At 54.3% G+C, this 22,341-nt stretch carries 16 protein-coding genes; 4 read left to right on the forward strand and 12 right to left on the reverse strand.

The genetic code is table 11. The features are described from left to right. Nucleotides 1–10 precede the first annotated feature (10 nt). The 7 genes from ACFQ0N_RS33560 to ACFQ0N_RS33590 all read right to left on the reverse strand — a co-directional run bounded on the left by ACFQ0N_RS33560 (nucleotide 11) and on the right by ACFQ0N_RS33590 (nucleotide 13,572). Nucleotides 11–970 carry a sugar phosphate isomerase/epimerase family protein gene (locus tag ACFQ0N_RS33560; protein WP_379334478.1) on the reverse strand — a complete coding sequence of 320 codons (960 nt, stop codon included), beginning with the start codon at nucleotides 968–970 and terminating at the stop codon, nucleotides 11–13. Further along, nucleotides 939–2,540, reverse strand: a complete 1,602-nt coding sequence (locus ACFQ0N_RS33565) for a hypothetical protein (RefSeq protein ID WP_379334479.1) — start codon at nucleotides 2,538–2,540, stop codon at nucleotides 939–941. The genes ACFQ0N_RS33560 and ACFQ0N_RS33565 overlap by 32 nt, the downstream gene beginning before the upstream one ends. Before the next feature lie 321 nt (nucleotides 2,541–2,861). Then, complete coding sequence (locus ACFQ0N_RS33570) at nucleotides 2,862–4,247, reverse strand: ADP-ribosylglycohydrolase family protein (protein ID WP_379334480.1); 1,386 nt, start codon at nucleotides 4,245–4,247, stop codon at nucleotides 2,862–2,864. Between the two features lie 249 nt (nucleotides 4,248–4,496). After that, the gene (locus tag ACFQ0N_RS33575) at nucleotides 4,497–9,848 is read right to left on the reverse strand and encodes an S-layer homology domain-containing protein (RefSeq protein WP_379334481.1); all 5,352 of its coding nucleotides are present in this window, start codon (nucleotides 9,846–9,848) and stop codon (nucleotides 4,497–4,499) included. Nucleotides 9,849–10,055: 207 nt separating this feature from the next. Next, complete coding sequence (locus ACFQ0N_RS33580; protein ID WP_379334482.1) at nucleotides 10,056–11,672, reverse strand: type 2 periplasmic-binding domain-containing protein; 1,617 nt, start codon at nucleotides 11,670–11,672, stop codon at nucleotides 10,056–10,058. Nucleotides 11,673–11,740: 68 nt separating this feature from the next. Then, complete coding sequence (locus ACFQ0N_RS33585; RefSeq protein ID WP_379334483.1) at nucleotides 11,741–12,688, reverse strand: carbohydrate ABC transporter permease; 948 nt, start codon at nucleotides 12,686–12,688, stop codon at nucleotides 11,741–11,743. Next, nucleotides 12,682–13,572 carry an ABC transporter permease gene (locus ACFQ0N_RS33590; RefSeq protein ID WP_379334484.1) on the reverse strand — a complete coding sequence of 297 codons (891 nt, stop codon included), beginning with the start codon at nucleotides 13,570–13,572 and terminating at the stop codon, nucleotides 12,682–12,684. Before ACFQ0N_RS33590 ends, ACFQ0N_RS33585 begins: the two co-directional genes overlap by 7 nt. Before the next feature lie 355 nt (nucleotides 13,573–13,927). Between ACFQ0N_RS33590 and ACFQ0N_RS33595 the strand changes: the two genes are divergently transcribed. From ACFQ0N_RS33595 to ACFQ0N_RS33610, 4 genes are all read left to right on the forward strand, one after another. After that, nucleotides 13,928–15,040 carry a GntR family transcriptional regulator gene (locus ACFQ0N_RS33595; RefSeq protein ID WP_379334485.1) on the forward strand — a complete coding sequence of 371 codons (1,113 nt, stop codon included), beginning with the start codon at nucleotides 13,928–13,930 and terminating at the stop codon, nucleotides 15,038–15,040. Between the two features lie 424 nt (nucleotides 15,041–15,464). Continuing rightward, nucleotides 15,465–16,187, forward strand: a complete 723-nt coding sequence (locus ACFQ0N_RS33600) for a HEAT repeat domain-containing protein (RefSeq protein WP_379334486.1) — start codon at nucleotides 15,465–15,467, stop codon at nucleotides 16,185–16,187. Nucleotides 16,188–16,431: 244 nt separating this feature from the next. Continuing rightward, nucleotides 16,432–16,983 carry a dihydrofolate reductase family protein gene (locus ACFQ0N_RS33605; RefSeq protein WP_379334487.1) on the forward strand — a complete coding sequence of 184 codons (552 nt, stop codon included), beginning with the start codon at nucleotides 16,432–16,434 and terminating at the stop codon, nucleotides 16,981–16,983. A gap of 173 nt (nucleotides 16,984–17,156) precedes the next feature. Then, nucleotides 17,157–17,717 carry a dihydrofolate reductase family protein gene (locus tag ACFQ0N_RS33610; protein WP_379334488.1) on the forward strand — a complete coding sequence of 187 codons (561 nt, stop codon included), beginning with the start codon at nucleotides 17,157–17,159 and terminating at the stop codon, nucleotides 17,715–17,717. A gap of 286 nt (nucleotides 17,718–18,003) precedes the next feature. On the opposite strand, the gene ACFQ0N_RS33615 is transcribed toward ACFQ0N_RS33610, so the two are convergent. From ACFQ0N_RS33615 to ACFQ0N_RS33635, 5 genes are all read right to left on the reverse strand, one after another. Next, nucleotides 18,004–18,768 (reverse strand): ABC transporter permease, encoded by a 765-nt coding sequence (locus tag ACFQ0N_RS33615; RefSeq protein ID WP_379334489.1) that lies wholly within the window; start codon nucleotides 18,766–18,768, stop codon nucleotides 18,004–18,006. Next, complete coding sequence (locus tag ACFQ0N_RS33620) at nucleotides 18,765–19,532, reverse strand: ABC transporter permease (protein ID WP_379334490.1); 768 nt, start codon at nucleotides 19,530–19,532, stop codon at nucleotides 18,765–18,767. Before ACFQ0N_RS33620 ends, ACFQ0N_RS33615 begins: the two co-directional genes overlap by 4 nt. After that, nucleotides 19,529–20,236 carry an ABC transporter ATP-binding protein gene (locus ACFQ0N_RS33625; protein ID WP_379334491.1) on the reverse strand — a complete coding sequence of 236 codons (708 nt, stop codon included), beginning with the start codon at nucleotides 20,234–20,236 and terminating at the stop codon, nucleotides 19,529–19,531. The genes ACFQ0N_RS33620 and ACFQ0N_RS33625 overlap by 4 nt, the downstream gene beginning before the upstream one ends. Before the next feature lie 79 nt (nucleotides 20,237–20,315). After that, nucleotides 20,316–21,287, reverse strand: a complete 972-nt coding sequence (locus ACFQ0N_RS33630; protein ID WP_379334492.1) for a sensor histidine kinase — start codon at nucleotides 21,285–21,287, stop codon at nucleotides 20,316–20,318. Between the two features lie 29 nt (nucleotides 21,288–21,316). Beyond that, nucleotides 21,317–21,997, reverse strand: coding sequence for a response regulator transcription factor (locus tag ACFQ0N_RS33635; protein ID WP_379334493.1), 681 nt, complete (start codon nucleotides 21,995–21,997; stop codon nucleotides 21,317–21,319). Nucleotides 21,998–22,341 lie beyond the last annotated feature (344 nt).

A 22,341-nucleotide genomic window follows, 5' to 3' on the forward strand; every position in this document is an offset into this window, starting at 1 on the left:
CACTTTGAATTTACGAATTCAAAAGAATATCTTCTCTTTCCCGGAAGTAAGAGGCGGTCTGGAACACAAGCCGATCAAGCGTTTCCGTGTCGGATTTGCCGTACATGGCAGGATAGGGATCTCCTCCGGGTCCCAGCGGTTCAGCCGTAACATACCTGCCTTCGCGGTTGTAGCCGAGCAAATAGAGCGTCATGATAACGGTATCCAAATCCATGGAACCGCTGCCGAGCGCTCCGCGGCTGCTGTCCGCTATATGCAGATTGAGCAGTTGTTCCCCCGCCGCCATCAAAGCTTCTCCAATATGCGATTCTTCGGATTGCATGTGGTAGACATCCGCGTTAATGTGCTGAACCCCTGCATGAGCTACTGCCTGAATATAGGCTTGGGCGTCGGCAATCGTGTGGATGAAGCTGACCTCGGCCGAGCGGATGGGTTCGATTGCCGCTTTCACATTCACATCGACGAACCGATCGGCCACAATGCTTAAAGTTTCGACGCTGCGGTCGAACTCCATACCGTCGTAAGGAATCGGCCTGCCTACCGCTCCGGGAACAACCAGGACATACGTCCCTCCTATTTCAGCTGTAAACTCGATTTCCCGTTTCAAGTAATCGATGGCGGCTTGCCGGTGAATAGCGCGGTTGCTCGATAAGTCATTATCCTTGGAAAACATCCCGCACACACCGGCAACTTGGATGTCAAATGCATTCAGCACTTCTAAGGTTTCGTGTGGCTTACACCCAAGGTCTCGTCCGTAATGATTTCCATGCAGTTCGATATACCGGATCCCTGCCTGATGCAATCGCTTCGCCGAATCTTGCAGAGGCTCGATCCCAAACCCCCAATTGCTCCAGGAAAGATTCAGACGCCTTTTCAACTTGTCCGGATGATTTTGTTTCAATGTCTCAAAGCCATTTCGAATTTGTTCGTTTTTTTTCTCATAGTTTTGCATGACCATCGATCCCTTCATACAAAGAATAAATTCCTTCAACCGGGCTGATGCCAATGACTTGCTCGCCATGCCACCGCACTTGATACGGTTTATGATAGATAAACTCGTCTTCCTCGCACGTCTCAGGAATGAACTTGACCTCATAAGACAACCCCACTTGCAAATTGCGAATGACGGCATAACGGTCCATCATCAGAAACGCTACAGGTTCGTTATCGACACAAATCTGCAAAGAGGATGGCTTTGTTCTCTCTGGTATGCGAACCAGAATATTCTTCGCCGCCTTGGGCGTGATGACGATTCGGCCTTCTTTGGGCAGATCGCTTCTCACTTCGGCCAGGTTGTTCTCCCAGGAGAACAATAAATTAACCATAATCCCCCATTCCGATTCGGTAATGATATGCTTTGTGAATTCGCAGATCGCCTGAACGGCCCCCTGGGTGATGTCTATCGTATTGATGGCAGAGTCTTCTTTCTGCAAATGGCTGCTGGGCGTCGGGAATCCGAATCCTCCGATCATCCTTTCCTTCATATCGCATTCGTGGTCTCCTGCCGGACTGGGGACTTCCTCTACAAAGTCATTTTTCAGCACCTGACTGGGCAATAAGGAAGAACGCATGAAAATCTCGGCGTGCGAATAATAGTTCCGATCCAAGTGGGCAGCCAACAACAGCTGGATCTGGATCAAGTCGCCCACTTGATTGACTTCGCCTTGATCGGTTTCCAGCCAAGCTTGTTCCTTACACCATCCATACGAGCTGTAAAATTCCCGAAGACCGATTTCATACACTTTTCTAATCTGTTCCGTCAGGATGGGATCCTTCGCGAGAATGGCATATTCCAATATGCCGCTTAGGCTCGAGGTTATGGAATGGATATGGTTGGCGGCTTGATCTTGGATAAGGCCTTCCGGAGAAAAGCAATGCTGCATGGTGCTTCTGCTGTGCGCCGCGCATAGCTTCAGAGCTTTCAGATTGCCAGTCTCCCGATAATACTTCAACATCGCGCCCACCAGTCTTCCCTGGACTAATGGATAAGGATGCTGGATCGTGGCGAACTCTTTTTCCCGACCCATCTTTTTCGTCAAATCATAGGAAAGGGCGCCGGTTGAAAAATCGGTGAGCCGGTATACGATATCCACGAATCCGTCGGCAATTTCAGCGGCAGCTTCATGATTCCTCAATTTGATCAACCAGGTGAGACCCTCCAAACCTTCCCGAAGGTTATGGAATTCCACAAATCTTTTGTTCTCCTGATCGGGATCATAGTAAGAAGGCAGGCAATCCTCATTGCTGCAGCAATCTATCAAATACCTCGTGTAGACATGCTCCCCGTGCTCGGGAATCCGCTCTCCCGTAATTTCTTCCGTATAAAAAAGCGCGTCCAACGCTCTTCCCGTCACATGCGGAATACCGATATGAACGGAATGGTTGGCAAAGGCCGTTCCTTCTTTGGTCCTGATGATGCCGAAGAAAGGTTCTTCATCCTTATCTTTGTCTAACATCCGGCATATGTAGGCTGTTGCCAATTGCAGCCTCTCCGTTAAGTCGGCATCATACCATTGAATGTCCTTTAAGTGCTGTATCATCTTTAGACTCCTCGTCTACGTTTTTTTGACAAACCCGGACAAGTCTTGCTGATAAGATTTGCTCAAGTCCTCATCATGGGCGATATGATACAATTCCGCGATGCCTTGAACGGCATGAAGGCTTTCCCATCTTCCTCCGACAGTTTTAATCCCACTACCCTACTGCCGTCGGCTCCCTCTCACCAGATCTCGGCATAGAAGCAGTCGCCGAAACCGCGAAAGAAATTGATATTATCGATCCCGAAGCAAATCAGTGTAGCATCCGAATTATTAGTACATCAAGAAACCTGGGAGTCATTAATCCAAGCGGTGTGCCGTCATCTAAAAGTTCTGGCCCCGGAGCTTCCTAAAGACCTTGTAGCTTCTCTCTGCACATTCCGATATTGCTATGGGGTGAAATCCATTCACTTCAGCATATAACGTATCGTTCAATGGAGCAATCCAATGCGATGGTATCCGCTCCGCACCAAGTTTGGCGCCCATAATGGAACCAACCGTTGCCCCATTGCAATCCGTATCCCAACCGCCAAGTACCGCAGTTGAGACCGCAAGCGAAAAATCGTCGCCAGCAAAAATAATCGAGGCTGCGACAAGTGCGGCATTATTAATGGTATGAACCCATGAATAATGTTTGAAAGCGTCCCAAATTCGTTCCACCAATTCCTCTTGAGTCGATGATGTGCGAGCAATGTGAACCGCTTCTTTAACTGCTTGAGCTAACCTGCTTTTTTGCGGAATTTCGCTCAGTCCGATTTCAACGATTCGGTTTGCATCCTGTTCTGCAAATGCGGCAGCAATCATCGCGGAGACGAACATTTCGCCGTATATTCCATTTTTAACGTGGGAGAATGATGCGTCACGCCAACCAAGTTCGGCTGCCAATTCAGGACTGCCCGCGGCGGCGTAAGCCCATCCGTCGGCTCTGATTTGGGCGCCAATCCACTCCCGATAAGGGTTCAAGTGCGTACGTACCCATTGCTTTTTTTGCTGCCAATCGTCTGGACGGTCTCCTGCCATGTGGGATGTAACGTGAGCGAAGTTAAGATAAGCTTGTGTCTCAGCTGTGGCTACCTGCCCATAGGTCAGACGTCCGTGCCACATCTTCCCGATATCCCAACTATCCCATTCCAGCCCTTTTTCCTCCATCATGATCAAGCCTAGAACGGTATAACGAATATCGTCATCCGACTCCATGAACCGGATTTGTTCCTTCTCGCTTTTTTTACAGAATGGCGATAGGGACAGGCCGTATTGTTCAGCAGCGGTGGAGAACCCCGGCGTATAGTCGTTGATCGGCCATGCGTCCGCTCCTTCAAACCAGAGCTTCACATTTTTCCAACCGGGATTACCGTTCCCGCCATTAACAAATCCTCCGCTCTCCAACGGTTTTCCCAATGCACAGCCAATACACCTGCCCAGCCATGCGCCGTAAAACTTATCCTTCCATTGTTCCGAAGTTAAGCTGTCTTGTAAACGTCGAGGACCTTCCGGGCGTTCCCGGCGAATTTCCTCCAATTCCGATGGCTCTACATAGAAGAAATCATCTCGCATGGGGAGGTCAGCCAACTGCTCATAAAGGTCTTGCAGCTCCGATTCTTTCTCCGCGTGTTCCGCCTTCTCCTTAAAACCATGAACATTGAAGCCTTCCTCGTGCTTTTGCTGAATCTCCTCGATCACCATACTCTTCAGTGTGCTCCAACCTGCCACTATGTTTTCCTCCATTTCGAATAGGTTCACGCTAAGCGATGCGAACGGGATTCTTGCTTGGGGCGAAGATGGGTGCCTGTTCCAAAGACGTGAGCAGGGAAGAGGCGATCCTCCCCTTCCCTCTCCCTCGCTTCTTCTATACCGATCGGCGATCGAGACCTTCGGACCTTGAACCACAACCTCAGGAAGCCCGCTCTCGGCCGGACATCACTAGGGCCGCCAGACTGCGCGTTGCGGATCCCGGCCGCCCTAGCTTGCCGGACGTTCCTCCAGCCGCTCCAGCAGATTCAGGACGGCCTGGGCCGATTCGGCCCGCGTCGCCGTCGACTTCGGCGCAAAATGGTTCGCACCCTGCCCTTGCATGAGCGCTAGCGAATGCGCCTTGGCCACGTCCGCCCGCGCCCAAGCGGCGATCTCCGTCCCGTCCGTATAGGACGGTTCGCCGCCGGCCGGAGCGGTCGCCGCGCCGCCGAGACCGAGCTCGTACGCCCGGACCAGCAGGGCGGCCATCTGCTCGCGGGTGACGCGTTCGCCCGGACGGAACGCGCCCTTGCCGTCGCCTTTGATCAGCCCGGCCTCGTAGGCCGCGGCCGCAGCCGGGGCATACCAGACGCCGCTCTCGATATCCGCGAACGGAAGCTCCCGGTTGCCGCTCGCTTCCAGACCCAGCGCCCGGGCCAGCAGCGCGACGAACTCCGCCCTCGTGACCGTGCCCGCCGGTTGAAACGCGTTCGCGCCGACGCCGTTCGCGATATGTTTCGCCGCCAGCGTCCGAATCGCCTCGTACGCCCAGTGCCCGCTCGGCACGTCGCCGAACCGCCGGTCGTACTCCAACGCAGCGATGAGGCCCAGTTGCTTTGGCTTGACGGAGAGGCGATGCGCCTCAGTGTCCGTTCGGCCTCCGATGTACGCCCAGCTCTTGCCCGTTTCGTCGTAACGGTAGAGGCCGAGCAACTTCCCGTCGACCGCCGACGGATCGTAAGGCAGCGTGACGGTTATGCCGCCTTCCATCTCCTTGACTTCATGCGACCGGCCGTCCGCCGTCACCGCGCGAACCGAAATCTCGTATGCCTGCCCAGCGAGACGAACGCGGGCCGATTCGCCCGGCCGCACTAGCGACGGGAGAGCGTCCTCCGCCACGCGAGCCATATGAACGACGATCGTCGCCCCTTTCGCGCCGCCCGACGCCTCGAGCAATTTACGCAGCAGCTTGGCGTCGATGCGCAGCGAAGCGCCGTCGCCCGCCTGAACGTCCAGCGTCCGGCCGTCGAGCTGCTCCGCGGAGACCGAGACTTCGTCCGCGTCATCCTCAATTTTCACCGAGAGCATGTCGCTCCCGCCGCCGTTCTTCCCGTCCTCCGGCTTGTCGCCGCCGTCCGCGGATGGAACGCCCGGATACCAGCCGCCGCCGGGATTCACCGGATTTTCCGGATCATCCGGTTTGCCCGCCAGCCGCATATCCGCCCATTTCGCCTGGTCGTCGCCGTCGCCGGCCCACATGAGCTGCCCCCATGCCCCTTTGCCGTCATTGCGGGTGGCGGCGACGGTCATGCCGACCTTGGCGTCGTTCTTCGGCGCGAACGGCATAATTTGGAGCGCGTTCCACGGAATCGCCAGCTCGACCGTATACGTATGGGCCGTCATATCCACGACGGACTTGATCGTCGCGCCCGCAAGCGCGTACTCGTCCTTGCCGCTGTCCGCACCTTGCCGCATGAAGACGTGCGGCCGGCCGTCCGGACCGCTCGGCGTGAAGAAAATCGCATAATCCCCGTTCAAATAAGTGGAACCGCTCTTGTTGTGATCGATGTCGAGGAACAGCATCGATGCTGTCGAAGCGTACATCGTCGCCCCCGTTTCTGTAAAGGCGAACGCATCGTCCTCCCGCTGCTCCAGCACGTACAGATTGGCGTCGTCCCACTTCAGCCGGTACGTGGCCTTCACCTTGCCGGGATCGCCCCAGATTTTGCCAAAGCGCTGCAAATCCGGGTCGCTCGGGCTCACCGTGATCTTTTCGGTGCCGCTCCATTCCCCTTCTCCCGCAACCCCGTCGATGACGATCGGCGCAGCCGTCCAGGCCACTGGATATTCCGGCTTGCTGAAAATGATTTTGACCGGCAGCTCGTAATCGGTGAAGTCCTCGCCGGCCGACAGCCGGATCGACTGCTGCGGCAGCGGGGACTGAATGTCAGGCTTCGCCGTGACGGTCACTTCGATCAGCCGTGTCTGATGCGGCTGCAGCTCGATGCCGTCGTTCGGGAAGGCCACGTCCAGCTCGCCCTCGCCCTTCGCCTGCAGCGTCAGCTTCTTCAACATGCCGCCCCAGCCGCCCGCCGGCTGGCTGTTCGCGATTCTCACATAGACATAGCCCTCATCGTTCTTGTACGCACCAAGTTCGTAGCCCCGCTCGCCCAGGTTGCTCTCGTCTTCCGTCGCCGCCGTTTCTCTGTCGACGATCGTCCAATCTTCCCCGTCGCTCGACAGGGACACCTGGTAGCGATTCGCCAGCGTCAGCTTCGCAACCGGCTCTTCCATCTCTGCCGGCACCGGCAGCCGATAGACGAAATAAGCCGCCAGATCGGCGTACCGTGCGCCGCTGCCCGTCAATTGGGAGCCTCCGTCCTCGAACAAATACTCCGCTTCCGCCGTGGATCCGGCCGCGAACGATAATGCGTCGTACGAGCTCTTGCCGGCGCTCATGTCCGCCGTCTTCGCTTCGGGCGTCCGGTTCGTCACGGCCAGCTTGAGTGTCTTCGTCTGTCCCGGCGCCAGTTCGAGCGTCTCGTTGGTCCACACGTCAAACGGCGCGATCCGCTGCTCGAAGCTGAGAGTGAATCCGTACAGGACGGGGCCGTTACCCCGCGTCTTGTCGGCATTTTCCAGCTTGACGTAGACGAAATCGCCCGCGCTCTTGTAAGCCGACAGATCGATCGTCTTGATCGCCCGGTTGCTTCCATCCGTCACGACGCCCCCGCTGGAATCGGCCGTATGGACCGGTGTCCAGGTCTCGTCGTCCGGCGAAACGCTCAGCGCGTAATTGTTCGCCACGTCGAGCGAGATGCGCGCGTTTGCGTACTGTTTCAAATCGAACTTATAGACGATTTCCGCCGTCAGGTCGGCAAACCGGAACGCTTCGATGGCACCGCCGCTGTTCCTCCACAAGTAAGCCGCATCCTGATTCTCGTTGTTCGTCTTCACGTTCAGATCGGCAAAATCGACCGCCGGCGAATCGGCGACGGGCGTCTCCGACCACTGCACGCGAACCCTAACGCCCTGCTTCCGATGATCGTGGCGGACGAGCAGCGTATTGGAGCGGTTTTCCCATTCCCAGAATACCGTCACCGGCGCTCCACCGTCATCCGTCCCTTCCACCGCCTGCGGATAAAGCCCCTCCGGCGCGCCGATGCGGGCCGCCGCGCGCGAGTCCGGAGTGCCGGCCAGCGTGTAAAGTGTTTCCGCCGCCGTTTCGCTCACGCTGGTCAGATTGCCGCTCGCGAACAAAATCGCGGGTTTGTCGCCCGGGACCCGGCCGGCAATATTATAGAGCAGCGCGCTCGATTGCGCCATCATCTCCGTCTCGCTGGTTATGACCGGCAGCCGGTCGTCGAACAGGTCGATATAGCTGCCGCCCTGCAGGTCGATCCGTGCCGGCTCCTCCAAAGTCTGAATCGCTGTGTACGGCCCGCGGATCGCCTTCATGACGTTCGACTCCGCGTAAACGGCGCCCGCTTGCTCCACGGCGTATTTCGTGATATCGCGAAGGAGCTGCGCCGCCGAGGCGCTCGAAGCGAAGTAGCCGGGCGCCACGCCGGCAACAATCGTCTTGCCGCTGCCGACCGTCTGCTCGTAGACGACCGCCTTGCCGTCGGCCGCCGTATAGAGCGGCACGGCCGGACTGGCCAATGTGCCCGTCGTGACGGCGAATTTGGCCGGGATGTCGATCGTGTCCCGGCCGCCGAAGACGCCGTTGCCGGCGCCTGCCGCGTGCAGCGTGACCGTCCCACTTCCCGTCGTCGTCGCTTCGCCGCTTACGGCAAGGCCGAGCTTGTTCCACAAATCCTGCTTCGGCGAAGGCAGGTTCGCTTCCTTCCACCATTCGGCCAAACCGTCACTGGCTCCCGCTCCCCCCGTATAGACGAGCACGCCGCCCTGGCTGACCCAGTCGCGAAGCGCTTCGTTGACTTTGACGCCGACTCCGTCTCCGCCGTTCCCGTCGACCGCTTTCCAGACGTCGTAGCTGACGAACAGCACCTTCATATCGGCGAGCGCGTTCGCTTTCGTCAAATTTTCCGCGGGGATGACCCGAATCGGCACGCCCTTGGCCACGAGAGGAACCGTCGCGCCGTAGAACGCGCCGATATCCCCGGACGTTGCCATCTGCGAGATCGTATCCGAATACAGGACGCCAATGCCCGGCGTGCCCGCTTCAACCGTCGCCGGCTTGTCGTACATGTCCTGCAGCGCGCGGTAGACGTTCGTTTGAACCATCTTGTAGGGTCCCGGCGCCTGCGCGAATCCCCGCTCCGACCAGGGCACGACCTCGAACTGCTTGAACTGGGGCTGCATCAGTTGGGCCGCGATGGTCGTTTTGTAGAAGGTTTCGTACTCCTGCCAGCTGTACGTTCCCGAATCGGCCTTCGGATCCGCGAGCGCGTAGAGCTGTTTGCCGTCGTCGTCAGCCTTCAGGTTGGCGAACGAGGAATAATCGATGTAAGCGGATTCAAATACCCGCCGTTGGCTCGTTCCGGCATACGGCACGGGCACCAGCGCCGTATCGCTCCAGACTTGGGCGATATACCCGTCGATCGTCGGGATATTGTAGTAATCATAGTTGGACGTCGTGATGCCGTACATCAAATAGCTGAGCGCCGTGTGGGAGGCGATCAGCACCTCGGCGTCGGGATAATTGGTTTTGATTTTCTCCGAGATGTCCTTGAATGAGCGATAGCTCAAGTACACTTTCAGCTTCTGCGACATGTAGCCGGCGTCCGGGGACGATTCGGGATCGACCCAATCGGTGCCGTAGAAAGCCTTCCACTCGCGCTTGAAGGCGTCGGAATAGCCGGATTTCAAAAACACGTCGGGCTCTTCGAAGACGATCCGCTTCGCGCCAGCCTCGATGCTGCGGCGAGACAGCTCGTAGACGTACGCATTCCAATTTTCGGTCGGCACCATGTACGGGACGTTGACGTCAGTCGGATGGGTGAACCGATTGCCGTCGCGGTCGACCTGGATCTCGTCGTAGTGCGTCTTCCCGTCGAAATTGCCCCGCACGTAATCGTTCATGTCCCGGTTGACGGCCATCATGACGTCGACTTGATAGCCTTTGTTCATCCATGAGGCAATATGCGACTCGATGGAAGACGGATTGTTGATATAGGCCATAACGGAATCAGCCAATACATGCGCGTTTTCGTAAGTACCATCGGCTCCCGTCTGGAACGTGGTCCGGACCGGAGCGGCTCCCGCTCCCGAGGCCCCCACCCCTGCACCGGTCCTGCTGGCCGGATCGGGCCCTGCGGGCGGTTCCGCCTTCGCATAGACCGGCGTGGATAGCGTCATCAGCAATATAAGCGGATATAAGGTCAGTTTTCGCAACACGTTATATGCCTCCTTGTAGCTTCATTTTGCGAAGATCGAGCCATGGTCCGGCGTCCGGCCGTTCGCTCTTCCCGCTCCTTCCGATCGTCCTCTCGGGTCATGCGAGGGCCGGCGCTGCCGGCCTTCCGTTTCGCCGAATGCCGCCTTCGGCGCAGGCCCCTCCTCTTCTCTTGCCGAGATAGACGCTCGCTTTCGTCAAGCTCTCAATTAATACTGCGGCTTGCTTTTCTTCGTCTGCAGCGCGTTGACCTCGTCGACGATCTTCTGGCCGCCGGCCTGCAAATACTTGTTGATGGCCGCGTCCCAATCCTGCTCTGTGACCTTGTCGTTGATGATGGCGCCGTCGATGACCGCCTGCAAATAATCGTTGTAGAGCTGCGCGCTCTGCTCCACCTCGACCGGCGAGAAGATCGTCGGGTTGCGGTAATCGGGATACTGCACCTTGTTGTATTCCTCGAACTTGGCCTTCGCCTCCGCAAAAAATCCTCCTATGCCAGAGCCTTCGTAACCGGCCTCGATGGCCTCCCAATCCAGCGCCTCGGACATCGGTGTAATGAACTTGAGCGGCTCGATCTGGCCGTTTTTGTAGTCCGCTTCCGTGTCGTCGTCGGCGAGCGACAGCTTCTTGCCGTTCTCGACTTTGTAAGTCTTGCCCTCGATGCCGTATCTTCTGAAATCCGAGCCGTCCGTCAGCGTCCAGTTCAGGAAGCGGAAGAAGCCGTCCGGGTCATCCATTTTGGCGGACAGATACATGCCTCTATCCCACGCGCCGAAAGGACGAATGCCGCCCATCGTGCCGTTCGGTCCTTCCAGCGGGGACAGGACGCCGATCTTCGCTTCCGGCATCGTCTTCTTCATCGTCGAGAGAATTTCCGGGCCATAGCCCCAGTTGATGCCCAGAACGGCTGCTTTGCCCGTCGTGAACTTCTGCTTGGCGTGATCCCAGTTCTTGGCGATGAGAAACTCGTTGTCGAGCAGCCCGCGCGTCTTCAGATCCTTCAGCCAGAAATAGAAAGCTTTGCCTTCCTTCGTCAAATACCACGGCACGATCGTCTGCGGATTGTCCGTATCCTCCCCGGTCGCCGGTCCCCACGCGAAATGCGGGAAGCCGAACGAAGTTGACAGCGCCCCGAGTCCCCAAATCGTATCCTGCGCGGTGAGCGGAATGAGCTTCGGATCGCTCTCCTTGAGCTTGACGAGCGCCGCCTCCAGCTCCGCGGTCGTCTTCGGCTCGGCGATGCCGTATTTCTCGAACAGATCCTGGCGATAGTAGATGAAGATCGGAATGAGCGGATTAGAGACGTTCGGGATAAAATAAATGTCGCCCTTCTCGTCGGTCAGCGTATCCCAGACGGATTGCGGTACCGCTTCCTTGACTGCCGGATATTTGTCCAGGTATTCGTTGATTTTCAGGAACGCGCCCTGGTCCTGCATGTCCTTGAACTTCTTGTCCGTCGGCCCGGCCGCCCAGAGCACGTCCGGCATGTCGCCGGAAGAGATGATCGTCATGATCTTCTGATCATACTCGGTCACCGGAATGATTTGAGCATCGATTTCGACGTTGCCTTGCTTGAACAGCTCCTTCTCGTACGGACCGCCTTTCGTGTATGTCGCAGCCCCCCACACCGGCCGGACGTAACTGAATTTGACCGGTCCGGCGGCCTCGTCTCCCGCGTTCTCTCCCGAGCCGTTCGACGCGTTCGCGCCGCCCTTCCCGGCATTGCCCTCGTTTCCTTTTTTGCCCGAGCAGGCGGCCAGCAGCGTCGTCGCCATGACGATCACCAGCAGGACGAGCCCCCATTGTCGTACCTTGCGCTTGCGCATGTTCTTTCACCTCATCAATAAATTTGGTGTTGCTATATGAAAAATCCTTGCGGATCTCCCAGCGTGGATCAGCCTTTCACGGAACCGAGCATGATGCCCTTGACGAAATATTTTTGCAGAAACGGATAGACGAGCAGGATCGGAACGACCGCGAAAATAATCGTCGCCGCCTTGATGTTCTCCGGCGTGAGCATTACTTTGGCCGAATCTTGGCTGACCGCGGTCGAGACGCCCCGCATGTTCAGGGCGTTCATGTCGATGACGATGGAACGGAGCAGCACTTGCAAGGACCACTTCGTATTGTCGGTAATGAAGAACAGGCCGGTGAAGAAATCGTTCCAATGGCCGACGGCGTAGAACAGTCCGATCGTGGCGATCGCGGGCTTGGACAGCGGGATGATCATCCGCCACAGAATGCCCATTTCGCTTGCGCCGTCGATCCGCATAGCTTCTTCGAGCTCGTCGGGAATGCTCCAAAAGAAATTGCGCATCAGAATGAGGTTGAACGGAACGACCAGGCCGGAGACGACCAGTACCCAGATGCTGTTCAGCAAGTCGAGACTTTTGAGCAGCATGTAGGACGGGATAAGTCCCGGGCCGAACAGCATCGGGAAGATACAAATCCACAGCAGCGTTTTGTTGCCGGGCATCTTCGTTTTCGACAAGGCGTATGCCCCCGTGATCGTCATCGCCAGATTGAAGAATGTCCCCACCACGGTGGCAAACACCGTCACGGAGAACGAGCGAAGCAGAATCGACGTCGAGAAAATGTAATGGTACGCCTCCAGCGTGAAGCTGTACGGCACCAGCATGAGCGGGTGCTCGTAGATCGCGTGCGCCTCGCTGAGCGACATCGCGAACACGTTCAGCACCGGCAGCAGCGTGATCAGCGCCAGCGCGATCAGAATCAGGTAGATGAGCGCCTGCACCCAGGCGGGATTGCGGTCCAGCAGCTGTGGACGATTGATCAGCTTGATTTCGTTCGTGTCGAATTGCGTTTCCTGCGGCGTTACCATAGCGACTTCTCCCCCGTCCGTCGAATGATGTGATTGGCCGTGACGATGAGAATCGCGGCGATGACGCCCTTGAACAGCCCGACCGCCGTCGCGAGCCCGTAGTTGGATTCCAGCAGGCCGACCCGGTATACGTACGTGTCGATAATATCGCCCACGCCGTAGACGACCGGATTGGACAAAATCAGGATCTGCTCGAAACCGGCGTCCAGAATGCTCGCCAGCTGCAAGATGAGCAGCATCGCGATCATCGGGCGGATGCCCGGCAGCGTAATATGCCAGATCTGCCTCAGCTTGCTGGCGCCGTCCACCTTGACCGCTTCGTACAAATGCGGGTCGATGCCCGTCAAGGCGGCTAAATAGATGATCGCGGCCCAGCCGAATTCCTTCAAAATCCCGGTCACAACCACGAGCGGCCGGAACACGTCGGGATTCGCGGCCAGATTAACCGTCTCCATCCCGAGCTTATCCAGCACGAGATTGATGATCCCGGACGGCCCAATGACGTTGAAGACGATGCCGCCGAAGACGACCCAGGATAGAAAATGCGGAAAGTACGTGATCGTCTGGATCGTCCGCTTGAACCAGACGATCCGCACCTCGTTCAGCAGCAGCGCGAACAGAATCGGCACCGGGAAACCGAAGATCAGCCGGTAGAGGCTAATGAGCAGCGTATTGCGCAGCAGTTCCGGGAATTTGACCGAAGTGAACATCGTCTCGAAGTTTTTCCAGCCGATCCACGGACTGTCCCAGATGCCCAGGAATGGCTGGAAGTTTTTGAAAGCGATTACAACTCCATAAAACGGGATGTAGCTGAACACGATAAAATAAATCACCGTGGGCGCCAGCAAGAGATAAAAATAGCGCCATTTCCAAACGTTCTGCAAAGTGGGTCCCCCAATCTCACAAAGTCTTTGTATGCGTACGTCCGAAACTAAATTCATATTAAGTCATGTATTGTATCATGTCAATATAAAATTTATCATATTGCATTATAACATTATGCTGCAAATGGAATTTATCCTGCTCGACGGATCGCTAGTGTTGCATCCTCAAACCACACCCAATTACCGCGTCCGAGGCGTTTTGCTCATGATAGCGCTCAGATCGGTACCACGCACGCGTCCTTCCTGCAACACATCTCAACCTATTACATCTCAGGGCTGAAACTTCGTATTGGACCTTATTCATCCATAATGGTATAATACATTATAATACCTTTATTGAATGAAAGGAACATATATGACGCAACCAACCGGAAATCAGCCTCTCTATCTCCAAATACGCGGAATGCTCAAAGAAAAGATCGAAAAGGGGGAGCTCAAGCCCGGGGATCAAATTCCGACGGAAGCGGACCTGATTCAGCAATTCGGCGTCAGCCGGATTACGATCAAGAGCGCGTTGAAAATGCTGGTCGAGGAAGGACTCGTCTACCGCATCGCGGGCAAGGGGACGTTCGTCTCCGATCCCCACGCTTCTGCCGAAGCGGCGGCGCCCCCGGTCGAGGAAGCGGAATTGACGGCTCGCAAGATCGGCTTTCTCAGTCCGCTGGCGAACGATTATTTCTCGATGCAGCTGCTGCAGGGCGTCGAAGAAGCGTGCAAGGAGCAGAACGTCGTTTTGATCGTTCGTTCAGCCTCTACGCAGCGGGAGGAGAAAGAAGGCATCCGCTTTCTTCGCGCCGCCGGCGTGGACGGGCTGCTAATCTTTCCCGTGGACGGCGAATCCTACAGCGAAGCGATCCTGAACTTGAAGACGGAGGGCTTCCCCTTCGTCCTGATCGACCGCTATTTGCCGGGCATCAAGACCAATGCGGTCTATTCGGACAACTATCTCGGCGGTTATAAGGGCACGGAATATTTGATCGGGAAGGGCCATCGGCATATCGGCATCGTCTCCGGCACCAAATCCAAGACGTCCAGCTCCGAGGACCGATTCTCCGGTTATCTGGGGATGGCCAAGAAAGCGGGTTTGAAGATCGAGCCTTCGCATTGGCTGACCAGAATCGACGAGATTACGTACTTGGATACGGACGTCAGTCAGGAGATCGTTCGTGACTGGCTCCGCTCCCGACCGGAGATAACGGCCGTCTTCGCCTTCTCCAGCGCGATCGCCTTCTATGTCGCGGAAGCGGCCATCCAACTGGGCAAAAAAGTGCCGGAGGAACTCGCCATCCTGTCGTTCGACACGCCGCCGATCCGCGATTTCGACGGCTTCTACTTCAGCTGCATCGAGCAGCAGGAAGGCAAGATGGGCGAAGAAGCCGTCTCCTTGCTGCGCGAAGCGATCGAAGACCCGGCCATTTCCCGAGAAATCATCATCCCCGTCTCGCTTCGGGAGGGGCGCACGACCTAGGGACCGCCGGCTTTGGCCGCGTTCTTGAAAAAGCGGAAGGAGCCTCGGCTTCCTTCCAGAGGGGGTTATCCCCTCGAAGCCCTCCTTTCCAGTTGGAGGGCAATCTTTTTTATTTTCTGTACCTCAGCGGGGCATGAGTGCTTGCTCGGTCACGTTCCGCAGCCTCCGCAAACGGCAATAGCGAAACCCATGAAGCTCTCTCCTCATGCCCGATCTTGCCGCCGGGAAACTCCTGGGCTTTCCACCGACCCGCCATGACCGGGCTGATTTCATATTTCGCAGCAATTTCGCTGTCACTTTTGTATGGTATAATATAGAAGTATGGTATCGGACATTCCGGGCGCAGAACCCATTAAATCTACCAATTTAGTTATGGCATTTAATAAATCTATAGACAATATGGAAGTATCTTGGAGTGAAAAAAATGAGTATTGATGAGTTTAAAGTATTATTTGATGAAGCCCAGCAAAGCGGTGAACGAATTAAACAGCTTAATTTCCTATGGAAAATAATGCGAAGTCCATTTACCGAGTACCATTATTCATTAATAACTGATGCTGCAACAAGTGATGAGTTCCGTAAAATATTGTGGAGTCGATTTGACGAACATGGAAACGAAGCTGAAAATTTATTACTATCAAAATTAGAAAACAATGAAGATATACCATTTCATGCTGATATTATTTATCAGTTAGGTCTCATTGCGGATAAAAAAGGCGGAGAAAACAAAGACAAAATCTTACAATATGCAAAGCAGTTTTTAAATCGTTCTGATGACTACACTCGTGGCAGAACCATCATCGTATTAGGTTGGATTGGAAGCAACTCAGACATACCGTTACTGGCTAACAGGCTTCTGAATGATACAAACAGCGAATGCCGTGCTTGGTCGGCAAGTTCTTTTATGCAAATGGATTTGAGATTAAAACGGAAAGATCAGTCAATTGATAAAAGCTTGGTTTACCCAGTATTGCTTCAAGCGATAGAAAAAGAAACAGATTATTCTACATTAGGAGTTTTCATAACTTCCTTACAAGAAATATCGGGAAAGAACTTTAGACTTTCAAATACAGCCGTTGAATGTGTAGATATTGAAAAAATTGATAGGGCTAAAAAAAGTGCAATTAATTTTTTAATGAGACAATAGTGGGCTTTAGTTTGATCTGAATTTCGAAAGTCCTTTTTATCAGAGATTCTGTGGAAAGGGCTTTTTAAACCTTCCAACAACACATAGCTTTCAACATGACTCATATCTGTTTCTTTTTAAAGCGTTTGAGTTAACTGTCACACCTCATCTATATTCGGTCGGGCCTGAACTGTGCACATTAGCAATCTATAAGAAACCGGGCCTGCTATTCTTTGTTAAAATATAGACAGCAAGGAGGTTGAATATGGGACGTTTAATCCTGCAGATGAATGTGACACTGGACGGTTGCTGTGACCATACGCAGGTGATTGCAGATGAGGAGCTCCACCAGTATTCGGTGGACATGATGGACCAGTCCGACGGTCTGCTTTTTGGACGGGAAATCTATCAGTTGATGGAAAGTGCCTGGCCAGCCATAGCCAGCAGCGGCGCCGGACCTCAATTCTTGGTCGACTTCGCACGCAAGCTCGATCGGATACCCAAGTACGTGGTCTCGCGGACGCTGGATCAAGTGTCGTGGCAGAACACTTTCTTATTGAAGGGGCCTGTTTCCGAGGAGGTGCCACAGCTTATGGCAGAAGGGAAGAGCTTACTCGTTAACGGCGGTCCCGGCCTCGGTTCCACCCTGGCACAACTGGGATTGGTGGATGAGTATCACTTCCTGGTACAGCCCATCGTTGCCGGACGTGGTCCCCAATTGTTGGGGGGAATTCGTGATCGACTGGACCTGAAGCTGACCGGGACCAAACCTTTCGGCTCTGGCGTCGTGCTGCTCCGCTACACACCCGTTCGTTGACTGCTTGGCTGATAACTGCGGCTTGGCACTGCCACACGAATAATACGAGCACAAGATGTAGCCGGCAAACATTTGTTGGCTGCTTCGTTTACAAATCGTTCATCACCATCTGAACTGGCAGAACAAGCAGGCCTTGGTCTCGGTGGAAACTGAAAATTGGAGGGCGGTATCAAATGGCTAAACTGATCTACGCTACTAACGTATCTTTGGACGGGTACATGGAGGACGAGCGCGGCAATATCGAGTGGGGGATCTCCGATGACGAGACGTATGCGTTCTGGAATGACTTCCAGCGGCCGATTGGCGCCTACCTCTACGGGCGTCGACTGTACGAGACGATGGTGTACTGGGAGACGGCGAGCACCGGCGGCGAGCAACCGGAGGCAAGGCGGGAATTCGCGCAGATATGGCGAGCGGCTGAGAAGATCGTGTATTCCCGGACGCTTCAGGCGGTGTCAAGCGCCAGGACGAGGATCGAGAGCGAATTCGATCCTGATGCGATCCGGCGGCTGAAGGAATCCTCAGGAGCCGACATTACGATTGGCGGCCCCGAGCTTGCCGGGCAGGCGATGAGCGCTGGACTGATCGACGAGTGTCATCTGCTTCTTAATCCGATCGTCTTGGGTGGAGGTAAGCGAGCATTGCCGGACAACCTCCGGATGCCGCTCGAGCTGCTCGGTGAGCGCCGCTTCCGAAGCGGCGTTGTTCATCTTCACTACCGCGTGATCGTTTGACCGCGACGCTAGAGTGAAATTCGTCTCCTCCTCATCAAAACTTACATGAAGTTTAGAAACCTTGCCTCAACATATTTAAAAGCCTAATTCTCTTATCTGAGAATTAGGCTTTTGCATTTACGGTTTAGGCGTCCCGTTATTTGTCAATTCGATATGTTGACACTACGCACTCCACATGTATGGAGCGCTGAGTGCAGCGCATTATATTAAAAGAGAAACAGCCATCAGCGGCGGTTTTCCCATTAACTAACTATCTTCTGCGGTGAACTGCCAATGTCACCTCGATTCACACATCTCGCTTTCGGTATACAGTCGCAGCAATGATGATTGCGGCAAGTGCCCAAGCACCCAAAAGAATGCCGCCTTGCACTGGGGTGAGCGCCCTTGCATGATCGGGCTGCGGAAACCACATCACAACTCCTGCCGTATCCGGAAGATACTTTGCGAAATCTGCTTGGTCCCGTATAAGCGGACCCGCTATGAAGTAATAGCCGAGCATGATAGCGAGCGCAGGAAGCATCCGCCGCAGAACAACTCCGATTGCCGCACTGATCAGTCCAGTCAACGTGAGGTATGCGCTTACTCCCAGCATGGCGGACACAAGATTTGCCCATACAATAGGAGCCCCGGCATCTCCTAAAAGAATTTGAGTTAGCAGTACTCCAGAAGATGATACAACAAATGCAGCAGGGATGAGCACGACTGTCAGCGCGAATAACGCCGCGAAAATCTGGATGCCTCGCCGCGGCATTGCCGTCAGTGTTGTGCGAATCTGACCGCCGTTATATTCGGAGCAAACGGTCAGTATACCAAAGATCATAAGTCCCGCTTGCGCATAGCTGACAGAAGCCAACCCGATTTCCAGCGTGCTCTGCATGGAGGTCAAGCCCTGCAATCCGGCGTTTGAGAAAGCGTAAGCCAGAATAAGATTGACGATAAAGGTACCGCCGAGGGTGAACCATGTAATCGGCAGCGAACATAACTTTGACAGCTCCGCCTTTATCGCCCGGCACATTTCTTGGCCATACGTCCGGGTTATCAACGTACTCATACATCCCTCCGACAAAAGGTAATCGTTCCAAAGATCAACAATGCTGTCACCCAAGCCGCCATGACTACACCGCCCCCAAGCGGTGTAAGTGTACTCCCGGCATCTTTGATTTCAACAAACATGCGAATTCCGGCCATATCCGGCAGATAGTTCGCCAAAGGGGTGATGCGGGTCAGCAAATAAGTCACGGTCACGACGGAGTTATTCAAAATCAAAACGGCCAGCGGCAGAGCGGCGTGCCGTGTCAGGATTGTAATTCCGAAGGCCATAAGCGCGGTAAGCACCCAATAGCATACAACGCCGATAAGACGAGAAATATCGGTAATCTCAAGCGCAGGAGCATGCTCCACAAGGATGAACTGAACCACAATCATTGTGAGAGTGATCGCGATGATGGCGAGAATGGCGCTAACCGTTGCAACGGCAGTCGCTTTCGACAACAGAAAACGAATTCGTGATGGGATAGCGGTCAAACTGGTGGTCATCTGGCGTCCGCCGCCGCCGGATTCTTCACTCTCGGTGAAGTACTCACTACTGATTGCTATAATGCCAACAATAATCACACCCATAACACCGAACCCCAACTCTTCAAAACCGATAGGATATTCGACCGCTGTTTGAACGCCTTTTGTGATTTCGGAAAGCTCCTGAAAGGAGCGGATTCCGGCGATTACAGGCGCAACAAGTATACCAACTGCAACTGCGATCCATATGGTGGGTAAGGAGAGAAGCTTTGAAAACTCTGCGGCAAGCGCTTTTTTCATGAGATGTCCCTCCTCGCGGTAAAAGCGAAGAAGGCATCTTCTAATGACTTATGGGAACCAACGATCTCGTTAAGCGTACCGCTCGCCACAATGTGCCCCTTATTAAGAATAACGATGTCGTCTACCGTTTCGGCGGTTTCCCCCATCAGATGACTCGATAATAATACGGTGCGCCCTGATGCCGCACGTTCACGGAGAAACGTCCTGATCCAACGGATTCCCTCGGGGTCAAGCCCATTCGTAGGTTCGTCCAATATCAAAATCTCCGGATCACCAAGCAGCGCGGCAGCCAAGCCTAGTCGCCGCGCCATACCAAGAGAGTAACTGCCAACCCTCTTCGAGGCAGCATGCGCCAGCCCTACAATTTCGAGGACTTCATTGACCCGAGAACGAGGAAGCCCTGCGGACCTGACAATCCAGTTCAAATGCGCTCGCCCTGTGCGCAACCGATGCGCTCCCGATCCGTCAAATACGGCGCCAACGGTCGTCAGCGGATCGGTAAGCCGGGCGTATGGCACGCCATTGATCAGCGCAGTGCCTGATGTGGCTCGGTCAAGTCCCAATAGGATTCGCAGCGTAGAACTTTTCCCTGCGCCATTGGGACCGAGGAACCCGGTCACGCGGCCGGGCTTAGCTTTAAAGCTAATGCCGTTTAGGATATTGTGCGATTCACGGCGCTTTGTTAACTGTTCGATCGTGAGCAAGCATAACACCTTCCCTGTCTTCGTTATGCTTCACATTCTATCGAACCAAGTCTAAGATCAGGGAAGGTTATTTCTAAGTTTAGTCTAATTTTTTTCCGATCCACACGGTCGTTCCCTCCGCATCGGAATTAAAATGGACTTGCAGTCTCATTTCATTTAGCATGTACTTTGAAATCGTGAGTCCCATGCCAGCGCCGCGATTGGCAGACAGGGCATCCATCCCCGGTCCATGATCTTGAATGATCAACCGCTCTTGACCGATATCCACAGCAATACCGATAAAACGTCCATCGGCCGCATGGCGAAGAACATTTTGAAACAGGTTGTCGAGCACGCGCGTCATCCATTGCGGATCGATTTCCCATGAGAAGGTCGCATCGAACGGCAAGTCCGCGTCTATATGGAAGCCTGCGTTCTCAAATGCCGGATACCACGATGCAACAGATGTTCTCAGGAATCGAACCATATCGGTGGGCGCGGGATGGTAAGGGTATTTACCCGATGTAAGCAGTGTATAGGATAAAAGATCATCCATTAGCTCGCTCATATGTGTGATCGTGTGGTCAATCGCTGTGAGCGAGGCCCCCCCTTCCTGGCTGAGAGGTTCCCTTTGCAATCTGGAGGCGTGCCCGCGAAGAGCGGTCAGCGGCGTCCGTAAATCATGGGACAGATTGGCAATCAGTTGCTTTCTAAGCGATTCTTCTTCTTGCTCCCGCAGGCGGCTATCGCGAAGTTTCCGAATCATTTGATTAAACGAAGCCCTCAACTCATCCACTTCATTCATTCCAGAAGCACGTTCCGGGACCGGTTCCGGAATCCAGGAACCGTCCTCAGGAACAGTCATTGCCTTTTGCAGGCGGATGAGCTGCTGCCGAAGGCGATAAAAAAACACCCCTGAAACGAAAATAAAGGTGGCCATGATGAGGGCGATCAAACCGGATAGGCTGCTAGTCGCATCCGTGCTCGGGTCAGAGCCAGAAGACGGATTCACGCCCGTTACCATCATAAGGATCATTATGGGGAGCAACACTAGGCTCAGAAAATGAATCACTAAGTACCGCCGAAAAAAAGAGCGTTGTTTCATATTTTCACCCGATATCCGATGCCTCGTACCGTCTGGATGATTTCCGGCGCATTAGGATCTTGTTCCAGCTTCTCGCGAAGATGGCGAATATGGACCGACAGAGCTTTGTCTCCATTGATGAATGGTTCTCCCCAAACAGCCGTCCATATTTGCTCTTGCGTAAGAATCTGATTCGGATGGCGCAGGAAACACTCAAGAATTTGGTATTCCTTTCCGGTCAGGTTAACTTCTTCTCCAGTACGCTCGTTGATCACCGTGCGTCCGGAAAGATCAACAAGGATGTGCTGTCCAAGCTTTATATGCTCCGGGAGTCCCGCTCCACTGCGGCGGAGCAGCACTTCTATTCTGGCAGCTAGCTCATCGAGGTGAAAAGGCTTGGTGACATAATCATCGGCAAACTGCAGCCCTTGCAGCTTATCATCGACAGCCGCTCGGGCGGACAGTAGCAAAATAGGCACCGAAGGCGCTGCTTTCTTCAATCGCTGGCCGACCGTAAAACCGTCCAGTCCAGGCAGCATAATATCGAGAATAACCACATGACTTCCCTGTATTTCGTTTTCCGCATTTTCGCCGGATAACAGCCAGTGAACTGCGTATCCCCGCTTTTCAAGCTCCTCCTGTACCCAGCGTCCAATTTCTTGATTGTCTTCAATAAATAGAATACGTTTCGCTTTCATGACACCACTTCCCTTGCTTTTCTTCTCGAACGGGATTTTTATAAGAAGATATCCAAATAGTCGACACCCGTGAATTGAGTGATTCGCCGGGCCAGTTCGGACAACTCATCATAATTCACAAAGTCTGTTGGTTGTTCTTCGACTTGTTTTTTCAAACTTTCTCCCACTTGACTCTCTTGAGACGGCTCTTCCTTTTCAGGAGCAGATTTGCAAGCCGAAAGAAATAACATCAGGGCAATCGAAGAAACAAAAAGTAAATTTTATTTGCTGGCCTCATCCTCTCACTCCTATGCATTTCTTTTGAAAAAATCTTCTTCTGTATTGTCCTTAAATCATATTGAGGA

This window comes from Paenibacillus sp. GCM10027626, assembly GCF_042676285.1.
Lineage (GTDB): Bacteria > Bacillota > Bacilli > Paenibacillales > Paenibacillaceae > Paenibacillus_Z.

Bases quoted from the DNA above. Each gene is read 5' to 3' on its own strand.
- ACFQ0N_RS33635 (WP_379334493.1), bottom strand. From the start codon at position 21,997: ATGAAAGCGAAACGTATTCTATTTATTGAAGACAATCAAGAAATTGGA.
- ACFQ0N_RS33560 (WP_379334478.1), bottom strand. From the start codon at position 970: ATGAAGGGATCGATGGTCATGCAAAACTATGAGAAAAAAAACGAACAA.
- ACFQ0N_RS33595 (WP_379334485.1), top strand. From the start codon at position 13,928: ATGACGCAACCAACCGGAAATCAGCCTCTCTATCTCCAAATACGCGGA.
- ACFQ0N_RS33615 (WP_379334489.1), bottom strand. From the start codon at position 18,768: ATGAGTACGTTGATAACCCGGACGTATGGCCAAGAAATGTGCCGGGCG.
- ACFQ0N_RS33585 (WP_379334483.1), bottom strand. From the start codon at position 12,688: ATGGTAACGCCGCAGGAAACGCAATTCGACACGAACGAAATCAAGCTG.
- ACFQ0N_RS33600 (WP_379334486.1), top strand. From the start codon at position 15,465: ATGAGTATTGATGAGTTTAAAGTATTATTTGATGAAGCCCAGCAAAGC.
- ACFQ0N_RS33605 (WP_379334487.1), top strand. From the start codon at position 16,432: ATGGGACGTTTAATCCTGCAGATGAATGTGACACTGGACGGTTGCTGT.
- ACFQ0N_RS33620 (WP_379334490.1), bottom strand. From the start codon at position 19,532: ATGAAAAAAGCGCTTGCCGCAGAGTTTTCAAAGCTTCTCTCCTTACCC.
- ACFQ0N_RS33580 (WP_379334482.1), bottom strand. From the start codon at position 11,672: ATGCGCAAGCGCAAGGTACGACAATGGGGGCTCGTCCTGCTGGTGATC.
- ACFQ0N_RS33565 (WP_379334479.1), bottom strand. From the start codon at position 2,540: ATGATACAGCACTTAAAGGACATTCAATGGTATGATGCCGACTTAACG.
- ACFQ0N_RS33610 (WP_379334488.1), top strand. From the start codon at position 17,157: ATGGCTAAACTGATCTACGCTACTAACGTATCTTTGGACGGGTACATG.